1 protein-coding gene is annotated in these 20,257 nt (G+C 58.9%); it reads left to right on the top strand.

Annotated elements, in window-relative coordinates; translation table 11 throughout:
• The first annotated feature begins 384 nt into the window (after nt 1-384).
• Nucleotides 385-20,010 (top strand): beta strand repeat-containing protein, encoded by a 19,626-nt coding sequence (locus tag QEZ52_RS02045; RefSeq protein WP_406647561.1) that lies wholly within the window; start codon nt 385-387, stop codon nt 20,008-20,010.
• Nucleotides 20,011-20,257: the final 247 nt, after the last annotated feature.

Genomic DNA, 20,257 nt, shown 5'->3' on the forward strand with positions numbered 1-20,257 from the left:
TGGGAGTTTGCCGGAAAGGAGAGCTGTGGCAACAATCAATTTGTAGTTCGTAGTGACTGCGTGGCTCCAGATTTTTCTGGGCTGCGTTACTGTCTTATATTCTGATGTTCTGATTATGGTTGCCGGCACTGGTTTGCCTGGTTTCTTTTGGGGGAAATTATGCACGTTCATTTTGTTATTTCGTGTTTTCAAGAACCACATTTAGAGCAAAGCCGACGAAAGCTCATTTAGCTTGGATTCTGAAGTCAACCGATAATCTTATGGATTGATCCATAGGTCACCGTTGCGTCTCAAAAAAACAGTCGTTCCAAATAGGCTCCGAATGTATTCGGAGCACTTGTCGAATTGTGCGCACTCAAAAACTATCCCTGAGGAAGAAAATTCATGACCGCCCCTGTAATCACTAGCATTGTTCCGTCCATTACAACTCTGGTTGAAGGTGAAACGTCGTTCAGCCTCACGATCCAATTCGACCAAGGTCTTGATTCGGCCGTAACGCCATCAATTTCTCTCGATCCTGCGCTGGCCGCGACGCTAGGGGTACCAACGGGCATTGCGTTTTCCACAACGACAACTGCGGACGATACGGTTGTTGTGACATATGTGGTAACTGACGCGAACCTAGAATTGGCTGATGTGGATGTTTCTGTGTCGGGCGCGCAGAACTTGTCCGCAGAGGTGATTTCTCCGACCGTGATTACAGATGTCTTTTCGGTGGACATGGCCGTTGAAACACCTGCCGCGCCTGATCTGACACCCAGTTCGGATTCCGGCAGCAGCACATCCGACAACATTACGTTTTTCCAAACACCTTCGCTGAATGTGTCTTTGGTTTCTGAAGTCGGGGCAACTGTTCAGTTGCTGCGCAGCCCAGCGGGTGCAGGGACCTATACGCTGGTCGGCAGTGAAACGGTGACATCAGGAAATGCCGGTTCGATCGTTCAGTTCCAGGACAATGGCCAGGTTTTGTCCGATGGTGTTTATGACTATATCACCCGGGTTACTGATGCAGCCGGGAACCAATCCTCGTCTTCCATTCTGTCCGTAACCGTCGACACGCAAGTTGTTGCACCCGGGACAATTCAGATGGTGGCCGCAGACGATTCGGGCTTGTCCAACAGCGATGCGGTAACCAGCGAGGGTGCGCCGGACTTTACCATCGACCTCGGCGCGGCTGCCAAGATTGGTGACGTGATCGAACTGCTGGACAATGGCAGCGTCGTGGCATCGGTGACGTTGACATCGGATGGGGCCCAGACTGTCACCTTCGAAAACGTTCCATTGAACGAGGCGGCACATGTGATGACCGCCCGCGCCAGCGACACAACCGGCAATTCGGCGGTTGGAACAGCGTCTCTTGACGTTGTGGTTGACCAATCCAACCCGGGCACTCCCACCTTGTTGGTGCCGGGAAGCGAAACCACGACTTCGGATATTGCTATTTCGCTCAATGGATTGACGGGAGGCGTCGCCAGCGGAACCGTGACCCTCAGCGATGGCTCGGCGAGCGAAACGTATACCTTTACCGATGCGGAAATCTCCGGCGGGTCAGTCGCCCTGACCGAAGAAGATCTGTCGGGCTCTGGTTTGTCCTTGGCTGATGGAACGATCACTGTATCTGCGGTGGTTATGGATTTGGCTGGCAACAGCTCCACAGCAATCAACCAGAGCTTTGTGCTCGATAGCACAGCAGACGAACTGAACGACCTCTCCGTAACCTTCAACGGAACTGCAACAGACGGGTTTATCAACGCGTCGGAGGCAGGGGCCGCTGGGGTCAACATCATTGTTGATGGAATAGACGGCGACATTGTCGGGCCGGTAGATATTGTCCTGACGTCGGACGGTGGCGGAACTGCGACGATCTCGAATGTTACCAACGGGACCCATGCGATTGCGCCTGCGGCGTTGGCCTTGTTGAACGATGGCACCCTGACAGCCACGGTCGTCGTCTCGGATGATGCCAATAACACCAAAACTGTGACAGATAACGCCGTATTGGATACCGGCCTTCCGACTGTCACGGTGACGTCAAGCATCACGGGCACGGCCAACGCGGCTGACGGGGATGTCACCTTTACCTTCGAATTCGACGAAGATGTTTCTGGTTTCGACACGTCGGATGTCACGGTTGCCAACGGCACCAAGGGAAGTTTCACGGCTGTTGACGGCAATACTTACACGTTGGTGGTCACGCCTGATGCAGCGCTCGAAGGCAACGTGACCGTGGATGTCAGCACCAGCGGTGTGGTAGATGCCGCCGGCAACGTCGCAACCGCACCTGCACAATTTGTTCAGGCCGTCGACAATATCGCTCCGTCGATCACGTCGGTTTCGGTCAGCGACGCAACGGTTGGCGGTGATGACGTTTCGGGAACCGTCACTATTGATGTCACTTACGATTCCAATATGGACCAATCGGTGGATCCATCGATTGCATTCTCCTCGCCCGTAGACACGACACTGGGACTGAATGCCGGTATGTCGGGCTGGCTCGACGCGACCACTTATCGTGCGGTCTATGACGTGCTCGACGGTGATGTTGATGTCCAGGATGTCGATTTCACCGTCACGGGGGCGCAAGACCTGGCTGCCAACCCCCAAGCCCTTCAGAGTTTTGACGAGAATATCGATATCGACACGGTGAACCCGACAGTGACGATCTCGGATAATACCATGGGTGTATCCAACAGCACCTCAGGGGACGTCACCTTTACTTTCGAATTCACCGAAGGTGTGACCGGATTCTCTGCATCCAACGTCACGGTGACAAACGGGACAAAAGGTTCGTTTGTGCCAGTGGATGGCAATACTTATACGCTGGTTGTCACGCCTCAGGCGGGTGTTTCAGGGGACATTTCCGTCGAGTTGAATACGGCTGGTGTGGTCGATGCCCAGCAGAATGTTGCCGTAACTCCAGCCGTCTATACTCATCCGATTGATACGGTTGTGCCCACGGTGACAGGCATCAGCGTGACTCCGTCTTCTGTGAACGAAGACACGGCTTCGATTGACATCGTTGTGACCTTTAGCGAGGCGATGGATCAAGCGGGTGGGCAAGAGCCTGTGGTTTCCCTGTCACCTGCTCCGGCGGGTCTGAGCCTGGGTGCAGGCGTATGGACGTCTGGCGGCACGGTTTTCACCGTGACGGCAACGCATACCGACAGCGACGAAGCCGTTGCCGATATTGATGTGACTGTCACCGGCGGTCAGGACGTGAATGGCAACGCGCATGTCTCCACCAACGAAGTGGACGCGATCTCGGTCGATAGTGTGGCCCCGGTTGCGATGATCACCATGGACAGCGCCGCGCTGAACGCCGGAGCGGACAGTGCCACCGTGACGATCAGCTTTTCCGAGGCCGTGACCGGGCTCGAGATCAGCGACTTTACGGTGCCGAATGGCGCGCTGTCTGGGCTGACCACCGCCGATAATGTGACCTGGACGGCGACCTATACCGCGAACTCTGATGTGGACAGCGCGACCAACCAGATCGAGCTGACCGCGGGCACGGTTCTGGATGCGGCGGGCAACGACAATGCTGTGGCTTCGGGCCCCAGCTTTGCGATTGATACGGTTGTGCCCACGGTGACAGGCATCAGCGTGACTCCGTCTTCTGTGAACGAAGACACGGCTTCGATTGACATCGTTGTGACCTTTAGCGAGGCGATGGATCAAGCGGGTGGGCAAGAGCCTGTGGTTTCCCTGTCACCTGCTCCGGCGGGTCTGAGCCTGGGTGCAGGCGTATGGACGTCTGGCGGCACGGTTTTCACCGTGACGGCAACGCATACCGACAGCGACGAAGCCGTTGCCGATATTGATGTGACTGTCACCGGCGGTCAGGACGTGAATGGCAACGCGCATGTCTCCACCAACGAAGTGGACGCGATCTCGGTCGATAGTGTGGCCCCGGTTGCGATGATCACCATGGACAGCGCCGCGCTGAACGCCGGAGCGGACAGTGCCACCGTGACGATCAGCTTTTCCGAGGCCGTGACCGGGCTCGAGATCAGCGACTTTACGGTGCCGAATGGCGCGCTGTCTGGGCTGACCACCGCCGATAATGTGACCTGGACGGCGACCTATACCGCGAACTCTGATGTGGACAGCGCGACCAACCAGATCGAGCTGACCGCGGGCACGGTTCTGGATGCGGCGGGCAACGACAATGCTGTGGCTTCGGGCCCCAGCTTTGCGATTGATACGGTTGTGCCCACGGTGACAGGCATCAGCGTGACTCCGTCTTCTGTGAACGAAGACACGGCTTCGATTGACATCGTTGTGACCTTTAGCGAGGCGATGGATCAAGCGGGTGGGCAAGAGCCTGTGGTTTCCCTGTCACCTGCTCCGGCGGGTCTGAGCCTGGGTGCAGGCGTATGGACGTCTGGCGGCACGGTTTTCACCGTGACGGCAACGCATACCGACAGCGACGAAGCCGTTGCCGATATTGATGTGACTGTCACCGGCGGTCAGGACGTGAATGGCAACGCGCATGTCTCCACCAACGAAGTGGACGCGATCTCGGTCGATAGTGTGGCCCCGGTTGCGATGATCACCATGGACAGCGCCGCGCTGAACGCCGGAGCGGACAGTGCCACCGTGACGATCAGCTTTTCCGAGGCCGTGACCGGGCTCGAGATCAGCGACTTTACGGTGCCGAATGGCGCGCTGTCTGGGCTGACCACCGCCGATAATGTGACCTGGACGGCGACCTATACCGCGAACTCTGATGTGGACAGCGCGACCAACCAGATCGAGCTGACCGCGGGCACGGTTCTGGATGCGGCGGGCAACGACAATGCTGTGGCTTCGGGCCCCAGCTTCGCGATTGATACGGATGTGCCCGTAGCACCGATTATTACCGAAATTTTTGACGATACATTCGTGCCTGCAGGTGCGACCACGTCGAACGACCCACGCCCAACAATTCGCGGTACGGGCGAAATCGGGGCAACTGTGACGGTCTATGTTGCCGAAGGTATAGGGGGGACTCCGTCCGCGCTGGCTGAAACGGCTGTGGTTGATGGCAGCGGAAACTGGGAGATTACGCCGACAACCGATATTGTCTCCTCGCTAACTGGCACGTACGAGCTTTTCTTTACGGCATCGCAGACTGATCCGGCAGCCAACACGAGCCCGGTATCGTCTTCAGTGCAACTGGACCTGGATTTTGCGCCCGAAATTACAGGCTACACTGATGGCGGCAATCCAGTGCCGTCACCTGACCAGACCGTTGCCGAGCGGGATGATGGCGCAGTGGACGAAAACGCTGGCGACATCATTACCACCGGACGAATTCTGTTCGAAGACGCACCGACGAGCCAAGTGATGGGTCTTTCGATTACGCCACCTGTTGGTGGGATTGGTGTGCTCAGCGCGTCTGTAGTTGACACGACCGAAACCGACAGCTCGGGTCAGATCGAATGGACCTATACGGTTTCAGCTGCCGAGCTGGATTATCTCGGTGCCGATGACACCTTGAATTTTGATTACACGCTCGTCTTGGTGGATGGGTCGGACCAATCGGATCCGATCGACATCACGATCACAATTACTGGTACGAACGACGCCCCGGTCGTTTCGCTGACCCAGCCTGATGCTGTGAGTGAAGATGCCGATGCATCGGCTCAGGCATTGTCTGTTTCTGGCAACATCATGGTTACGGATGTGGATGCCGGGCGAACCGTGCCAACGGCACAGGCGGCGGATGCAGATGCGTTGACATTGACACTCGCGGGAGCGGCCACGGCCAAATTGAATGGAGCGGATTATACTGGTCCCAACGATATTTCTGCGTTGACCCAGGCTGTGAACCTCACACTGACCACCACTGCGGCGACTGCGACGGGATCCGCACAAATTTTTGCTTTTTCTTATTCGGCAACGGGCAATATCGATTGGTTGAACAATGGCGAAACGCTGACTTTGACGTTCGTTGTTAATGTGGCCGATGGTACCGACACGGTTTCACAGGAAGTCAATATAACCATCACCGGCAGCAATGATGCGCCTGTTGTGACGGTGGATACGGATACGGCCACGGATGATTCCGTTGCGGCGACCGGCAATGTGCTGAGCAACGACAGCGATGCGGATGGCTCCGATGTGCTGGCCGTTGCGACGGCGGCGGCTTCGGGGGGCAGCGCCACGGCGGTGACCACCGGCACGGTGATCACGGGGATGTATGGCACGCTGACGATCTCGGATGACGGCGGCTACAGCTATGTGGTGACGGACGAGAGCCTGGATGACACCGACGCGGTTCAGGATGTGTTTGACCTGGGGGTCAGCGATGGCACCGCCACGGTGGCCTCGACCCTGACCATCGCGATCACCGGCAGCAATGATGCGCCTGTTGTGACGGTGGATACGGATACGGCCACGGATGACTCTGTTGCGGCGACCGGCAATGTGCTGAGCAATGACAGCGACGCGGATGGTTCTGATGTGCTGGCGGTTGCGACAGCGGCGGCTTCGGGGGACAGCGCCACGGCGGTGACCACCGGCACGGTGATCACGGGGATGTATGGCACGCTGACGATCTCGGATGACGGCGGCTACAGCTATGTGGTGACGGATGAGAGCCTGGATGACACCGACGCGGTTCAGGATGTGTTTGACCTGGGGGTCAGCGATGGCACCGCCACGGTGGCCTCGACCCTGACCGTCGCGATCACGGGCAGCAATGATGCGCCTGTTGTGACGGTGGATACGGATACGGCCACGGATGATGCCGTTGCGGCGACCGGCAATGTGCTGAGCAATGACAGCGATGCGGATGGCTCTGATGTGCTGGCGGTTGCGACGGCGGCGGCTTCGGGGGACAGCGCCACGGCGGTGACCACCGGCACGGTGATCACGGGGATGTATGGCACGCTGACGATCTCGGATGACGGCGGCTACAGCTATGTGGTGACGGATGAGAGCCTGGATGACACCGACGCGGTTCAGGATGTGTTTGACCTGGGGGTCAGCGATGGCACTGCCACGGTGGCCTCGACCCTGACCATTTCGATCACGGGCAGCAATGATGCGCCTGTTGTGACGGTGGATACGGATACGGCCACGGATGATGCCGTTGCGGCGACCGGCAATGTGCTGAGCAATGACAGCGATGCGGATGGCTCTGATGTGCTGGCGGTTGCGACGGCGGCGGCTTCGGGGGACAGCGCCACGGCGGTGACCACCGGCACGGTGATCACGGGGATGTATGGCACGCTGACGATCTCGGATGACGGCAGCTACAGCTATGTGGTGACGGATGAGAGCCTGGATGACACCGACGCGGTTCAGGATGTGTTTGACCTGGGGGTCAGCGATGGCACCGCCACGGTGGCCTCGACCCTGACCGTCGCGATCACGGGCAGCAACGATGCGCCTGTTGTGACGGTGGATACGGACACGGCCACGGATGATGCCGTTGCGGCGACCGGCAATGTGCTGAGCAATGACAGCGATGCGGATGGCTCTGATGTGCTGGCGGTTGCGACGGCGGCGGCTTCGGGGGACAGCGCCACGGCGGTGACCACCGGCACGGTGATCACGGGGATGTACGGAACACTGACGATCTCGGATGACGGCAGCTACAGCTATGTGGTGACGGACGAGAGCCTGGATGACACAGACACGGTTCAGGATGTGTTTGACCTGGGGGTCAGCGATGGCACCGCCACCGAGGCCTCGACCCTGACCATCGCGGTCACGGGCAGCAATGATGCGCCTGTGGTGACGGTGGATACGGACACGGCCACGGATGACTCCGTTGCAGCGACCGGCAATGTCCTGACCAACGACAGCGATGCGGATGGCTCCGATGTGCTGGCGGTTGCGACAGCGGCGGCTTCGGGGGACAGCGCCACGGCGGTGACCACCGGCACGGTGATCACGGGGACCTACGGCACGCTGACGATCTCGGATGACGGCAGCTACAGCTATGTGGTGACGGACGAGAGCCTGGATGACACAGACACGGTTTCGGATGTGTTCGACCTGGGTGTCAGCGATGGCACCGCCACCGAACCCTCGACCCTGACCATCGCGATCACCGGCAGCAATGATGCGCCTGTGGTGACGGTGGATACGGACACGGCCACGGATGACTCTGTTGCAGCGACCGGCAATGTGCTGAGCAACGACAGCGATGCGGATGGCTCCGATGTGCTGGCGGTTGCGACAGCGGCGGTCTCGGGGGGCAGCGCCACGGCGGTGACCACCGGCACGGTGATCACGGGGATGTACGGAACGCTGACGATCTCGGATGACGGCGGCTATAGCTATGTGGTGACGGATGAGAGCCTGGATGACACCGACGCGGTTCAGGATGTGTTTGACCTGGGGGTCAGCGATGGCACCGCCACGGTGGCCTCGACCCTGACCATTTCGATCACGGGTTCCGAAGATCTGGCTACTATCTCAGGTGACTTTGTCGACACCATTTCCGAAGCTGGAGTGGATGGCGGCAACATGGCTGTTTCCGCGACCGCGGCGTCGGGCACGCTGACAGTCACTGATCTGGATGCAGGTGAAAACCTGCTCAAGGAGAAAACAGAAAGTGGGGACAACGCCTATGGCGTATTCTCCGTCAATGCGAATGGCAGTTGGAGCTACGCCTTGACGGATCCCGAAGTATCCGGGGTTCAGGAGCTAGCCGTCGGAGAAAGTGTGACCGACACGATCACCGTCGAGTCGCTTGATGGTTCGGCGTCGCAACTGATCACCGTTACAATCCAAGGCACCAATGACGCACCCTTTATCGTGGGTACATCGGACCTGAGTGGCGATGTCGTCGATGGGGGAGTTCTCACCGCCACTGGAACAATCAACTTCAATGACCATGAAATCGCCGACAACCATACAATTCTGGTTGCGCCTGCGACGACCGGATATGTGGGTGCCTTTGCCAGTTCCGTTACTGCGCTTGCAGTTGGCTCGACCGCATCGGGTTCGATCAATTGGACGTTGACGGTTGGCGCATCGGAAATTCAGGGCCTGAGTGAGGGTCAAGAGATTGTTCAATACTATGATGTGGCCATCACGGATCCGCATGGTGGGCAGGTGCAGGAACAGATTGCAATTACCCTGATGGGCACAAACGATCTGCCAGTGATTTCCGCCACGACGTCGCCGGCCGCCATCAGCGAAGACGTCGACGCGTCCGCTCAAACGATTGCTGCAAATGGAATGCTCGAAGCATCGGACGTTGATATTGGCGAAAGTGTTCAGGGCCAGGGTAATGCCCCGGACACGATAAGCGCATCGGTTATAGGTGATGCTGCTGTGACATATACAGGAACCGGGACGCTTCCAGATGTTTCAGCTCTTGCTGCAAATGCGAATCTCGCGTTTTCGACCGCACCGCAAGTCTCTACCGGAGCTGCACAGACCTTTGCTTTCAGCTACAATGCCACCGGAGATCTGGACTTTCTCGCCTTGGGAGAAATGCTGGAACTAACCTATACGGTGCAGATTTCTGATAACCACGGCGGAGCTGTCACAGATACAGTAACGGTTACGATTACGGGGACAAATGACGCCCCCACTGCAGTCGCCGATACCGGGTCTGCGGTCGAAAACGGCGGCACTATTCTTGTCGATCTCACGGGCAATGATACGGACCCGGATTCTGCTGACGATTTGGAAATTGTGTCGATTGATACAACCGGAACGCTAGGCACAGTAGCGATCAATCTCGACAACGATACGGTTACCTATGACCCGAACGGTCAATTCGAAGCCCTTGCTATTGGAGAAATGGCAACTGATACATTTACTTACACGATTTCCGACGGCAATGGAGTTACCTCGACCGGGACGGTGACCATCGCGATCACGGGCAGCAATGATGCGCCTGTTGTGACGGTGGATACGGATACGGCCACGGATGATTCCGTTGCGGCGACCGGCAATGTGCTGAGCAATGACAGCGATGCGGATGGCTCTGATGTGCTGGCGGTTGCGACGGCGGCGGCTTCGGGGGACAGCGCCACGGCGGTGACCACCGGCACGGTGATCACGGGGATGTATGGCACGCTGACGATCTCGGATGACGGCGGCTATAGCTATGTGGTGACGGATGAGAGCCTGGATGACACCGACGCGGTTCAGGATGTGTTTGACCTGGGGGTCAGCGATGGCACCGCCACGGTGGCCTCGACCCTGACCATTGCGATCACGGGCAGCAATGATGCGCCTGTTGTGACGGTGGATACGGATACGGCCACGGATGATGCCGTTGCGGCGACCGGCAATGTGCTGAGCAATGACAGCGATGCGGATGGCTCTGATGTGCTGGCGGTTGCGACGGCGGCGGCTTCGGGGGACAGCGCCACGGCGGTGACCACCGGCACGGTGATCACGGGGATGTATGGCACGCTGACGATCTCGGATGACGGCAGCTACAGCTATGTGGTGACGGACGAGAGCCTGGATGACACCGACGCGGTTCAGGATGTGTTTGACCTGGGGGTCAGCGATGGCACCGCCACGGTGGCCTCGACCCTGACCATTGCGATCACGGGCAGCAACGATGCGCCTGTTGTGACGGTGGATACGGATACGGCCACGGATGACTCTGTTGCGGCGACCGGCAATGTGCTGAGCAACGACAGCGATGCGGATGGCTCCGATGTGCTGGCGGTTGCGACGGCGGCGGCCGCGGGGGACAGCGCCACGGCGGTGACCACCGGCACGGTGATCACGGGGATGTACGGAACACTGACGATCTCGGATGACGGCAGCTACAGCTATGTGGTGACGGACGAGAGCCTGGATGACACAGACACGGTTTCGGATGTGTTCGACCTGGGTGTCAGCGATGGCACCGCCACCGAACCCTCGACCCTGACCATCGCGATCACCGGCAGCAATGATGCGCCTGTGGTGACGGTGGATACGGACACGGCCACGGATGACTCTGTTGCAGCGACCGGCAATGTGCTGAGCAACGACAGCGATGCGGATGGCTCCGATGTGCTGGCGGTTGCGACAGCGGCGGTCTCGGGGGGCAGCGCCACGGCGGTGACCACCGGCACGGTGATCACGGGGATGTACGGAACGCTGACGATCTCGGATGACGGCGGCTACAGCTATGTGGTGACGGACGAGAGCCTAGCTGAAGGGGTCGCGGTTTCGGATGTGTTCGACCTGGGTGTCAGCGATGGCACCGCCACGGTGGCCTCGACCCTGACCGTCGCGATCACCGGCAGCAATGATGCGCCTGTTGTGACGGTGGATACGGATACGGCCACGGATGATGCCGTTGCGGCGACCGGCAATGTGCTGAGCAATGACAGCGATGCGGATGGCTCTGATGTGCTGGCGGTTGCGACGGCGGCGGCTTCGGGGGACAGCGCCACGGCGGTGACCACCGGCACGGTGATCACGGGGATGTATGGCACGCTGACGATCTCGGATGACGGCGGCTACAGCTATGTGGTGACGGATGAGAGCCTGGATGACACCGACGCGGTTCAGGATGTGTTTGACCTGGGGGTCAGCGATGGCACCGCCACGGTGGCCTCGACCCTGACCATTGCGATCACGGGCAGCAACGATGCGCCTGTTGTGACGGTGGATACGGATACGGCCACGGATGATGCCGTTGCGGCGACCGGCAATGTGCTGAGCAATGACAGCGATGCGGATGGCTCTGATGTGCTGGCGGTTGCGACGGCGGCGGCTTCGGGGGACAGCGCCACGGCGGTGACCACCGGCACGGTGATCACGGGGATGTATGGCACGCTGACGATCTCGGATGACGGCGGCTATAGCTATGTGGTGACGGATGAGAGCCTGGATGACACCGACGCGGTTCAGGATGTGTTTGACCTGGGGGTCAGCGATGGCACCGCCACGGTGGCCTCGACCCTGACCGTCGCGATCACGGGCAGCAATGATGCGCCTGTTGTGACGGTGGATACGGACACGGCCACGGATGACTCTGTTGCGGCGACCGGCAATGTGCTGAGCAATGACAGCGATGCGGATGGCTCTGATGTGCTGGCGGTTGCGACGGCGGCGGCTTCGGGGGACAGCGCCACGGCGGTGACCACCGGCACGGTGATCACGGGGATGTATGGCACGCTGACGATCTCGGATGACGGCGGCTACAGCTATGTGGTGACGGATGAGAGCCTGGATGACACCGACGCGGTTCAGGATGTGTTTGACCTGGGGGTCAGCGATGGCACCGCCACGGTGGCCTCGACCCTGACCATTTCGATCACGGGCAGCAATGATGCGCCTGTTGTGACGGTGGATACGGATACGGCCACGGATGATGCCGTTGCGGCGACCGGCAATGTGCTGAGCAATGACAGCGATGCAGATGGCTCTGATGTGCTGGCGGTTGCGACAGCGGCGGCTTCGGGGGACAGCGCCACGGCGGTGACCACCGGCACGGTGATCACGGGGATGTATGGCACGCTGACGATCTCGGATGACGGCAGCTACAGCTATGTGGTGACGGATGAGAGCCTAGCTGAAGGGGTCGCCGTTCAGGATGTGTTTGACCTTGGGGTCAGCGATGGCACCGCCACGGTGGCCTCGACCCTGACCATCGCGATCACCGGCAGCAATGATGCGCCGACCTTTGTCTTCGCCCCCACTGTTTTGCCACTGTCGGATACTCCCAATGATGACACGTTTGCCACTATCGATGGTGTGGTAGTGGTCGACGACATAGATACTGGTGATTTTCCGGCGCTGTCTCTGGATGGTGGTTCGAGCACGCTTGAGGCCGGCTTTACGCATGAAAGTATCGGGCAATTCGGCACTCTCTATTTCAATAGCACTAATGGAGCATTCCGCTTTGCTCCGAATGACGCTGCGATCGAAGGACTGGATGACGCTGAAACTGGTTCGGATGTCTTCACGATTACGGTTACTGACAGTCAATTGGCTAGGGCCCAGCAGGCGATCACCATCTATCTAACAGGTACGAATGACGTTCCTGTTATCGTTGCTGATGTTTCTGCGGCGACCGAAGATGGAGCAACGATCACTGGCGACTTGTCATCCAATGACGTGGATCGCGACGGGGAGGCGCTCAGCTATACGCTGGATGCGCCAGTTTCGGGGTTTGTGCTCAGCAGTGATGGAAATTGGAGTTTTGACCCCAGCCATGCCGATTACCAATATCTGGCCCGGGATCAGATGGTTACTGTTGTGGTCAACTATTCCGCTACGGACGGTACGGTTGCAGACTCTGGAACACTGAGTATCACTCTTACTGGTACGAATGATGCGCCGAACGCTGTTCTTGATACGGTTACTGTTGTCGAAGGCCAAAGTGTCGGCGGCGATCTGTCTACGAACGACGACCCTGTCGATGATGGGTCTGTATTGAATTACACGCTGAACGCGCCGGTTGATGGGCTCACAGTGAACACCGATGGAACGTTCACTTTTGATGCTTCGCATGCAACCTACGATTCTCTGGGTGCGGGCCAAACCACCGTCGTGGTCGCGTCGCAGCGGGTCGAGGATCAGGATGGAGCATTCGATAATGAAACGCTCCTGGTCACTGTAAACGGCGTCAATGATGCTGCGGTTATCACCGGTGACGACACTGGTTCGGTCACTGAGAATGCTGAAGTTGCAGCGACTGGCAATTTGGATCACACGGATGTTGATGCAAACAATGCCAATGATGCGTGGTCTACTACTGTGGTCACACAAGGCATCTACGGCCTGCTCACCATTACCGGAAGTGGGAGCTGGACTTATGTTCTGGACGAAGCCAATCCCACTGTTGATGCGTTGAATGCAAGCATGTCCTTGACCGATACGATTACGGTCGAGACCACTGATGGGACGCAGGAAACCATCCAGATCACCATTAGCGGCGACAATGATGCACCGACGGTGTCGGCTGGTGTTACTGGGGGCGCGGGTGAGGATGATGCGGGTTTCACCATAGACTTGCTGAGCAATGCCTCGGATGTGGATACTGGCGACACGCTGAACGTAGCAGGGCTGAACCTGGTTGGTGGCGATGACAGGGGCGTGAGCGTCGTTGGCAATAGCCTCGATGTGGACCCCTCGGCATACGACCATCTTGCCGCAGGCGAGACCGAGATCATCAGCTACTCTTTTGTTGTCCAGGATGGCAAAGGTGGCAGCGTGGCACAGACCGCAACCATCGCGATCACGGGCAGCAACGATGCGCCTGTTGTGACGGTGGATACGGACACGGCCACGGATGATGCCGTTGCGGCGACCGGCAATGTGCTGAGCAATGACAGCGATGCAGATGGCTCTGATGTGCTGGCGGTTGCGACGGCGGCGGCTTCGGGGGACAGCGCCACGGCGGTGACCACCGGCACGGTGATCACGGGGATGTATGGCACGCTGACGATCTCGGATGACGGCGGCTATAGCTATGTGGTGACGGATGAGAGCCTGGATGACACCGACGCGGTTCAGGATGTGTTTGACCTGGGGGTCAGCGATGGCACCGCCACGGTGGCCTCGACCCTGACCGTCGCGATCACGGGCAGCAATGATGCGCCTGTTGTGACGGTGGATACGGATACGGCCACGGATGATGCCGTTGCGGCGACCGGCAATGTGCTGAGCAATGACAGCGATGCGGATGGCTCTGATGTGCTGGCGGTTGCGACGGCGGCGGCTTCGGGGGACAGCGCCACGGCGGTGACCACCGGCACGGTGATCACGGGGATGTATGGCACGCTGACGATCTCGGATGACGGCGGCTATAGCTATGTGGTGACGGATGAGAGCCTGGATGACACCGACGCGGTTCAGGATGTGTTTGACCTGGGGGTCAGCGATGGCACCGCCACGGTGGCCTCGACCCTGACCATTGCGATCACCGGCAGCAATGATGCGCCTGTTGTGACGGTGGATACGGATACGGCCACGGATGATGCCGTTGCGGCGACCGGCAATGTGCTGAGCAATGACAGCGATGCGGATGGCTCCGATGTGCTGGCGGTTGCGACAGCGGCGGCTTCGGGGGACAGCGCCACGGCGGTGACCACCGGCACGGTGATCACGGGGATGTATGGCACGCTGACGATCTCGGATGACGGCGGCTATAGCTATGTGGTGACGGATGAGAGCCTGGATGACACCGACGCGGTTCAGGATGTGTTTGACCTGGGGGTCAGCGATGGCACCGCCACGGTGGCCTCGACCCTGACCATTGCGATCACGGGCAGCAACGATGCGCCTGTTGTGACGGTGGATACGGATACGGCCACGGATGATGCCGTTGCGGCGACCGGCAATGTGCTGAGCAATGACAGCGATGCGGATGGCTCTGATGTGCTGGCGGTTGCGACGGCGGCGGCTTCGGGGGACAGCGCCACGGCGGTGACCACCGGCACGGTGATCACGGGGATGTATGGCACGCTGACGATCTCGGATGACGGCGGCTATAGCTATGTGGTGACGGATGAGAGCCTGGATGACACCGACGCGGTTCAGGATGTGTTCGACCTGGGGGTCAGCGATGGCACCGCCACGGTGGCCTCGACCCTGACCGTCGCGATCACGGGCAGCAATGATGCGCCTGTTGTGACGGTGGATACGGATACGGCCACGGATGATGCCGCTGCGGCGACCGGCAATGTGCTGAGCAATGACAGCGATGCGGATGGCTCTGATGTGCTGGCGGTTGCGACGGCGGCGGCTTCGGGGGACAGCGCCACGGCGGTGACCACCGGCACGGTGATCACGGGGATGTATGGCACGCTGACGATCTCGGATGACGGCGGCTATAGCTATGTGGTGACGGATGAGAGCCTGGATGACACCGACGCGGTTCAGGATGTGTTTGACCTGGGGGTCAGCGATGGCACCGCCACGGTGGCCTCGACCCTGACCGTCGCGATCACGGGCAGCAATGATGCGCCTGTTGTGACGGTGGATACGGATACGGCCACGGATGATGCCGTTGCGGCGACCGGCAATGTGCTGAGCAATGACAGCGATGCGGATGGCTCTGATGTGCTGGCGGTTGCGACGGCGGCGGCTTCGGGGGACAGCGCCACGGCGGTGACCACCGGCACGGTGATCACGGGGATGTATGGCACGCTGACGATCTCGGATGACGGCGGCTATAGCTATGTGGTGACGGATGAGAGCCTGGATGACACCGACGCGGTTCAGGATGTGTTTGACCTGGGGGTCAGCGATGGCACCGCCACGGTGGCCTCGACCCTGACCATTGCGATCACCGGCAGCAATGATGCGCCTGTTGTGACGGTGGATACGGATACGGCCACGGATGATGCCGTTGCGGCGACCGGCAATGTGCTGAGCAATGACAGCGATGCGGATGGCTCCGATGTGCTGGCGGTTGCGACAGCGGCGGCTTCGGGGGACAGCGCCACGGCGGTGACCACCGGCACGGTGATCACGGGGATGTATGGCACGCTGACGATCTCGGATGACGGCGGCTATAGCTATGTGGTGACGGATGAGAGCCTGGATGACACCGACGCGGTTCAGGATGTGTTTGACCTGGGGGTCAGCGATGGCACCGCCACGGTGGCCTCGACCCTGACCATTGCGATCACGGGCAGCAACGATGCGCCTGTTGTGACGGTGGATACGGATACGGCCACGGATGATGCCGTTGCGGCGACCGGCAATGTGCTGAGCAATGACAGCGATGCGGATGGCTCTGATGTGCTGGCGGTTGCGACGGCGGCGGCTTCGGGGGACAGCGCCACGGCGGTGACCACCGGCACGGTGATCACGGGGATGTATGGCACGCTGACGATCTCGGATGACGGCGGCTATAGCTATGTGGTGACGGATGAGAGCCTGGATGACACCGACGCGGTTCAGGATGTGTTCGACCTGGGGGTCAGCGATGGCACCGCCACGGTGGCCTCGACCCTGACCGTCGCGATCACGGGCAGCAATGATGCGCCTGTTGTGACGGTGGATACGGATACGGCCACGGATGATGCCGCTGCGGCGACCGGCAATGTGCTGAGCAATGACAGCGATGCGGATGGCTCTGATGTGCTGGCGGTTGCGACGGCGGCGGCTTCGGGGGACAGCGCCACGGCGGTGACCACCGGCACGGTGATCACGGGGATGTATGGCACGCTGACGATCTCGGATGACGGCAGCTACAGCTATGTGGTGACGGACGAGAGCCTGGATGACACCGACACGGTTCAGGATGTGTTTGACCTGGGTGTCAGCGATGGCACCGCCACGGTGGCCTCGACCCTGACCATTGCGATCACCGGCAGCAATGATGCGCCTGTTGTGACGGTGGATACGGATACGGCCACGGATGATGCCGTTGCGGCGACCGGCAATGTGCTGAGCAATGACAGCGATGCGGATGGCTCCGATGTGCTGGCGGTTGCGACAGCGGCGGCTTCGGGGGACAGCGCCACGGCAGTGACCACCGGCACGGTGATCACGGGGATGTATGGCACGCTGACGATCTCGGATGACGGCGGCTATAGCTATGTGGTGACGGACGAGAGCCTGGATGACACCGACACGGTTCAGGATGTGTTTGACCTGGGTGTCAGCGATGGCACTGCCACGGTGGCCTCGACCCTGACCATTGCGGTGTCGGGCAGCAATGATGCGCCTGTTGTGACGGTGGATACGGACACGGCCACGGATGATTCCGTTGCGGCGACCGGCAATGTGCTGAGCAACGACAGCGATGCGGATGGCTCCGATGTGCTGGCGGTTGCGACGGCGGCGGCTTCGGGGGGCAGCGCCACGGCGGTGACCACCGGCACGGTGATCACGGGGATGTATGGCACGCTGACGATCTCGGATGATGGCGGCTACAGCTATGTGGTGACGGACGAGAGCCTGGATGACACCGACGCGGTTCAGGATGTGTTCGACCTGGGTGTCAGCGATGGCACCGCCACGGTGGCCTCGACCCTGACCATTGCGATCACCGGCAGCAATGATGCGCCTGTGGTGGTTGTTGGCGCTGCAGGCCAACAGGTCGCTGGGTTGCCTTATGTTCTTGGAACTGGAGACATTTCAGCGAGTGATGTCGATACTGGTGACGTGCTGACCTATACTGTGACCCCTGTGACCGGCGGTGGGTTGCAAGTGAATGGAGTGGCATCGACCAGCTTTACCCAAGCGCAGCTCGAAGCTGGGCAAGTTGCGGTTCTGTATGATGGTGGCTCCAACTTGTCGCCGATCTTTGATGTTTCGGTCAGCGATGGGACAGACAGTGTGTCTGCGACTGCCAGCTTCCAGGTTGATTTCTCGCCAACCAGTTTCACCCTGGTTCCGGAACAAGCTGAAACAGATAACTATGGCAACCGCTTTGGAGCGGCGTTGAGCCCGACCGGGGTCGTTTCCGGCAGCTTTGATGCGCCGGGGAACGAAACAGTTCTGCGTTTTGATGGGTTCGACATCGACTTTGCGGATGAAGTGCGGTTGTTGGTGAATGGCAGCGAGGTCGGTTTCCTGGGTGTCGGTGTTGATAACGGCGTACAGGCCTATGAGTTTGTTATCTCGGATACGCTCGTGAATCCAACAGGCAACGTCGTCCAGTTCCAGCAGATGCTGAACCCCGATTTCAAATGGGGCGTGACCAATATCGTGCTTGATAGCCGTGTCCGGTTGACGGAGGACGTCTTGGAAACCGGTGAGTTCGGGAACAACTTCAACGGCTCGTCTGATGCAGATGGCATTGTGACGGCAGTGTTCGAGGGCCTGGGCAAGGATGCGACATTGTTTTTCAATGCCTTCGACATTGACTCTGGTGGTGAAGTTGAGGTGCTTCTCAATGGGACAAGCCTTGGTTTCCTGGACAAGGGATTGGACAATGGGCTGTCGGCGAACGAGTTCCAGATTGAACTGTCTGATCAGATGGTTGGCGACAATGTCGTCCAGTTCATTCAGCGACAGCAAAGCACCTATACGTGGGGTGTAACTGATTTGGTGATCACCGAACGCTCTGCTGTGGATTTCAACCTTGAACGCGAAGCTCTGGAAATCGGCAAGTTTGGCAACAACTTTGGTGGCAGCTCCGATGCCGACGGGGTTGTGACCGGTTCGTTTATTGGATCCGGCGAAGATCTTGTGCTGGGCTTTTCTGCCTTCGACATCGACACGGCGACCGAATTGCAGGTTGCAGTGAACGGCGTTGATCTGGGGCCGGTTGCACCGACTTCAAATGACGGAACAGCGTTCTATCAGTTCCGCATCGACAGCAGCGCGCTCTTGTCCGGTGAAAACCTGGTTACATTCACCCAAGCTGATAATCCGGCCTACAAGTGGGGCGTAACAGATATCAGTATTCAGTCCATTGATGCCGAGCTGACCCAGGGGACGACGGAAACTGGCAAATGGGGGAACAACTATGCAGGGCGGACAGAGGCCGATGCCTCCGCCGTATTCAGCTTTGCCGGTTCGACGAAAGATCTGTCTGTCGATCTGACAGGATTTGATATCGACACAAATAACGAGGTCGAGATCTTCCTGAATGGTCAGAGCCTTGGGTTCCTGGAACAGGGAACGAATGGAGGCAACTCCAGTCATTCAGTGTTCCTGTCCTCGGACATTCAGATGAGTGGTGAAAACACGCTGAGCTTTGTTCAGGAAGACAATCCGAACTACCAATGGGGTGTCACTGATTTGCTCTTGTCTGAACATGTGGATGCAGTCCTGGCGGCAGATGTGACCGACACCGGATCCTTTGGCAACAATTTCAATGGAACCAATACACCTGATGCAGAACTTCTTATGACGTTCATGGGTGGTGTCGATGACTTCGAACTGACCTTCAATGCATTCGACATCGACACGGACAATGAAGTCGAGGTCTTTTTGAATGGCAACAGTCTTGGGCGTCTTGATGCAGGTGTGGATCAGGGATTGTCGGCGTACCAGTTTGACATAGCGCAGGCGGATCAACTGGCCGGTACCAATATGTTGACATTTGTTCAGCTGCAGAACCCGAATTTCGTTTGGGGTGTCACGGACATTCTTCTGCAGACCGCTATGTTGCCGGATGAACCGATCACGATCGAATAAGCCTTTGGGGCCGACCCTACTTTGTCGGCCTTAGCTTTGCGAAACCCTGCGTAACTTAGTTATGCAGGGTTTTTCGAAATGGGGGTGCGAGCACAGCCTGAGTAACACCATGACAGTGGGGTACTGGCGAAAACTGTGCTCTTCTGCCTGCTAACCTGGAAAAAACACAGCATCGATGGACGCCCCATTGATCGGCAACAGGACGGCATTCCTCCGCACGCCTCAGCGATCGAAATTCAAGCTGGGG

The organism is Aliisedimentitalea scapharcae (assembly GCF_045277565.1).
GTDB classification, from domain to species: Bacteria; Pseudomonadota; Alphaproteobacteria; order Rhodobacterales; family Rhodobacteraceae; genus Aliisedimentitalea; species Aliisedimentitalea scapharcae.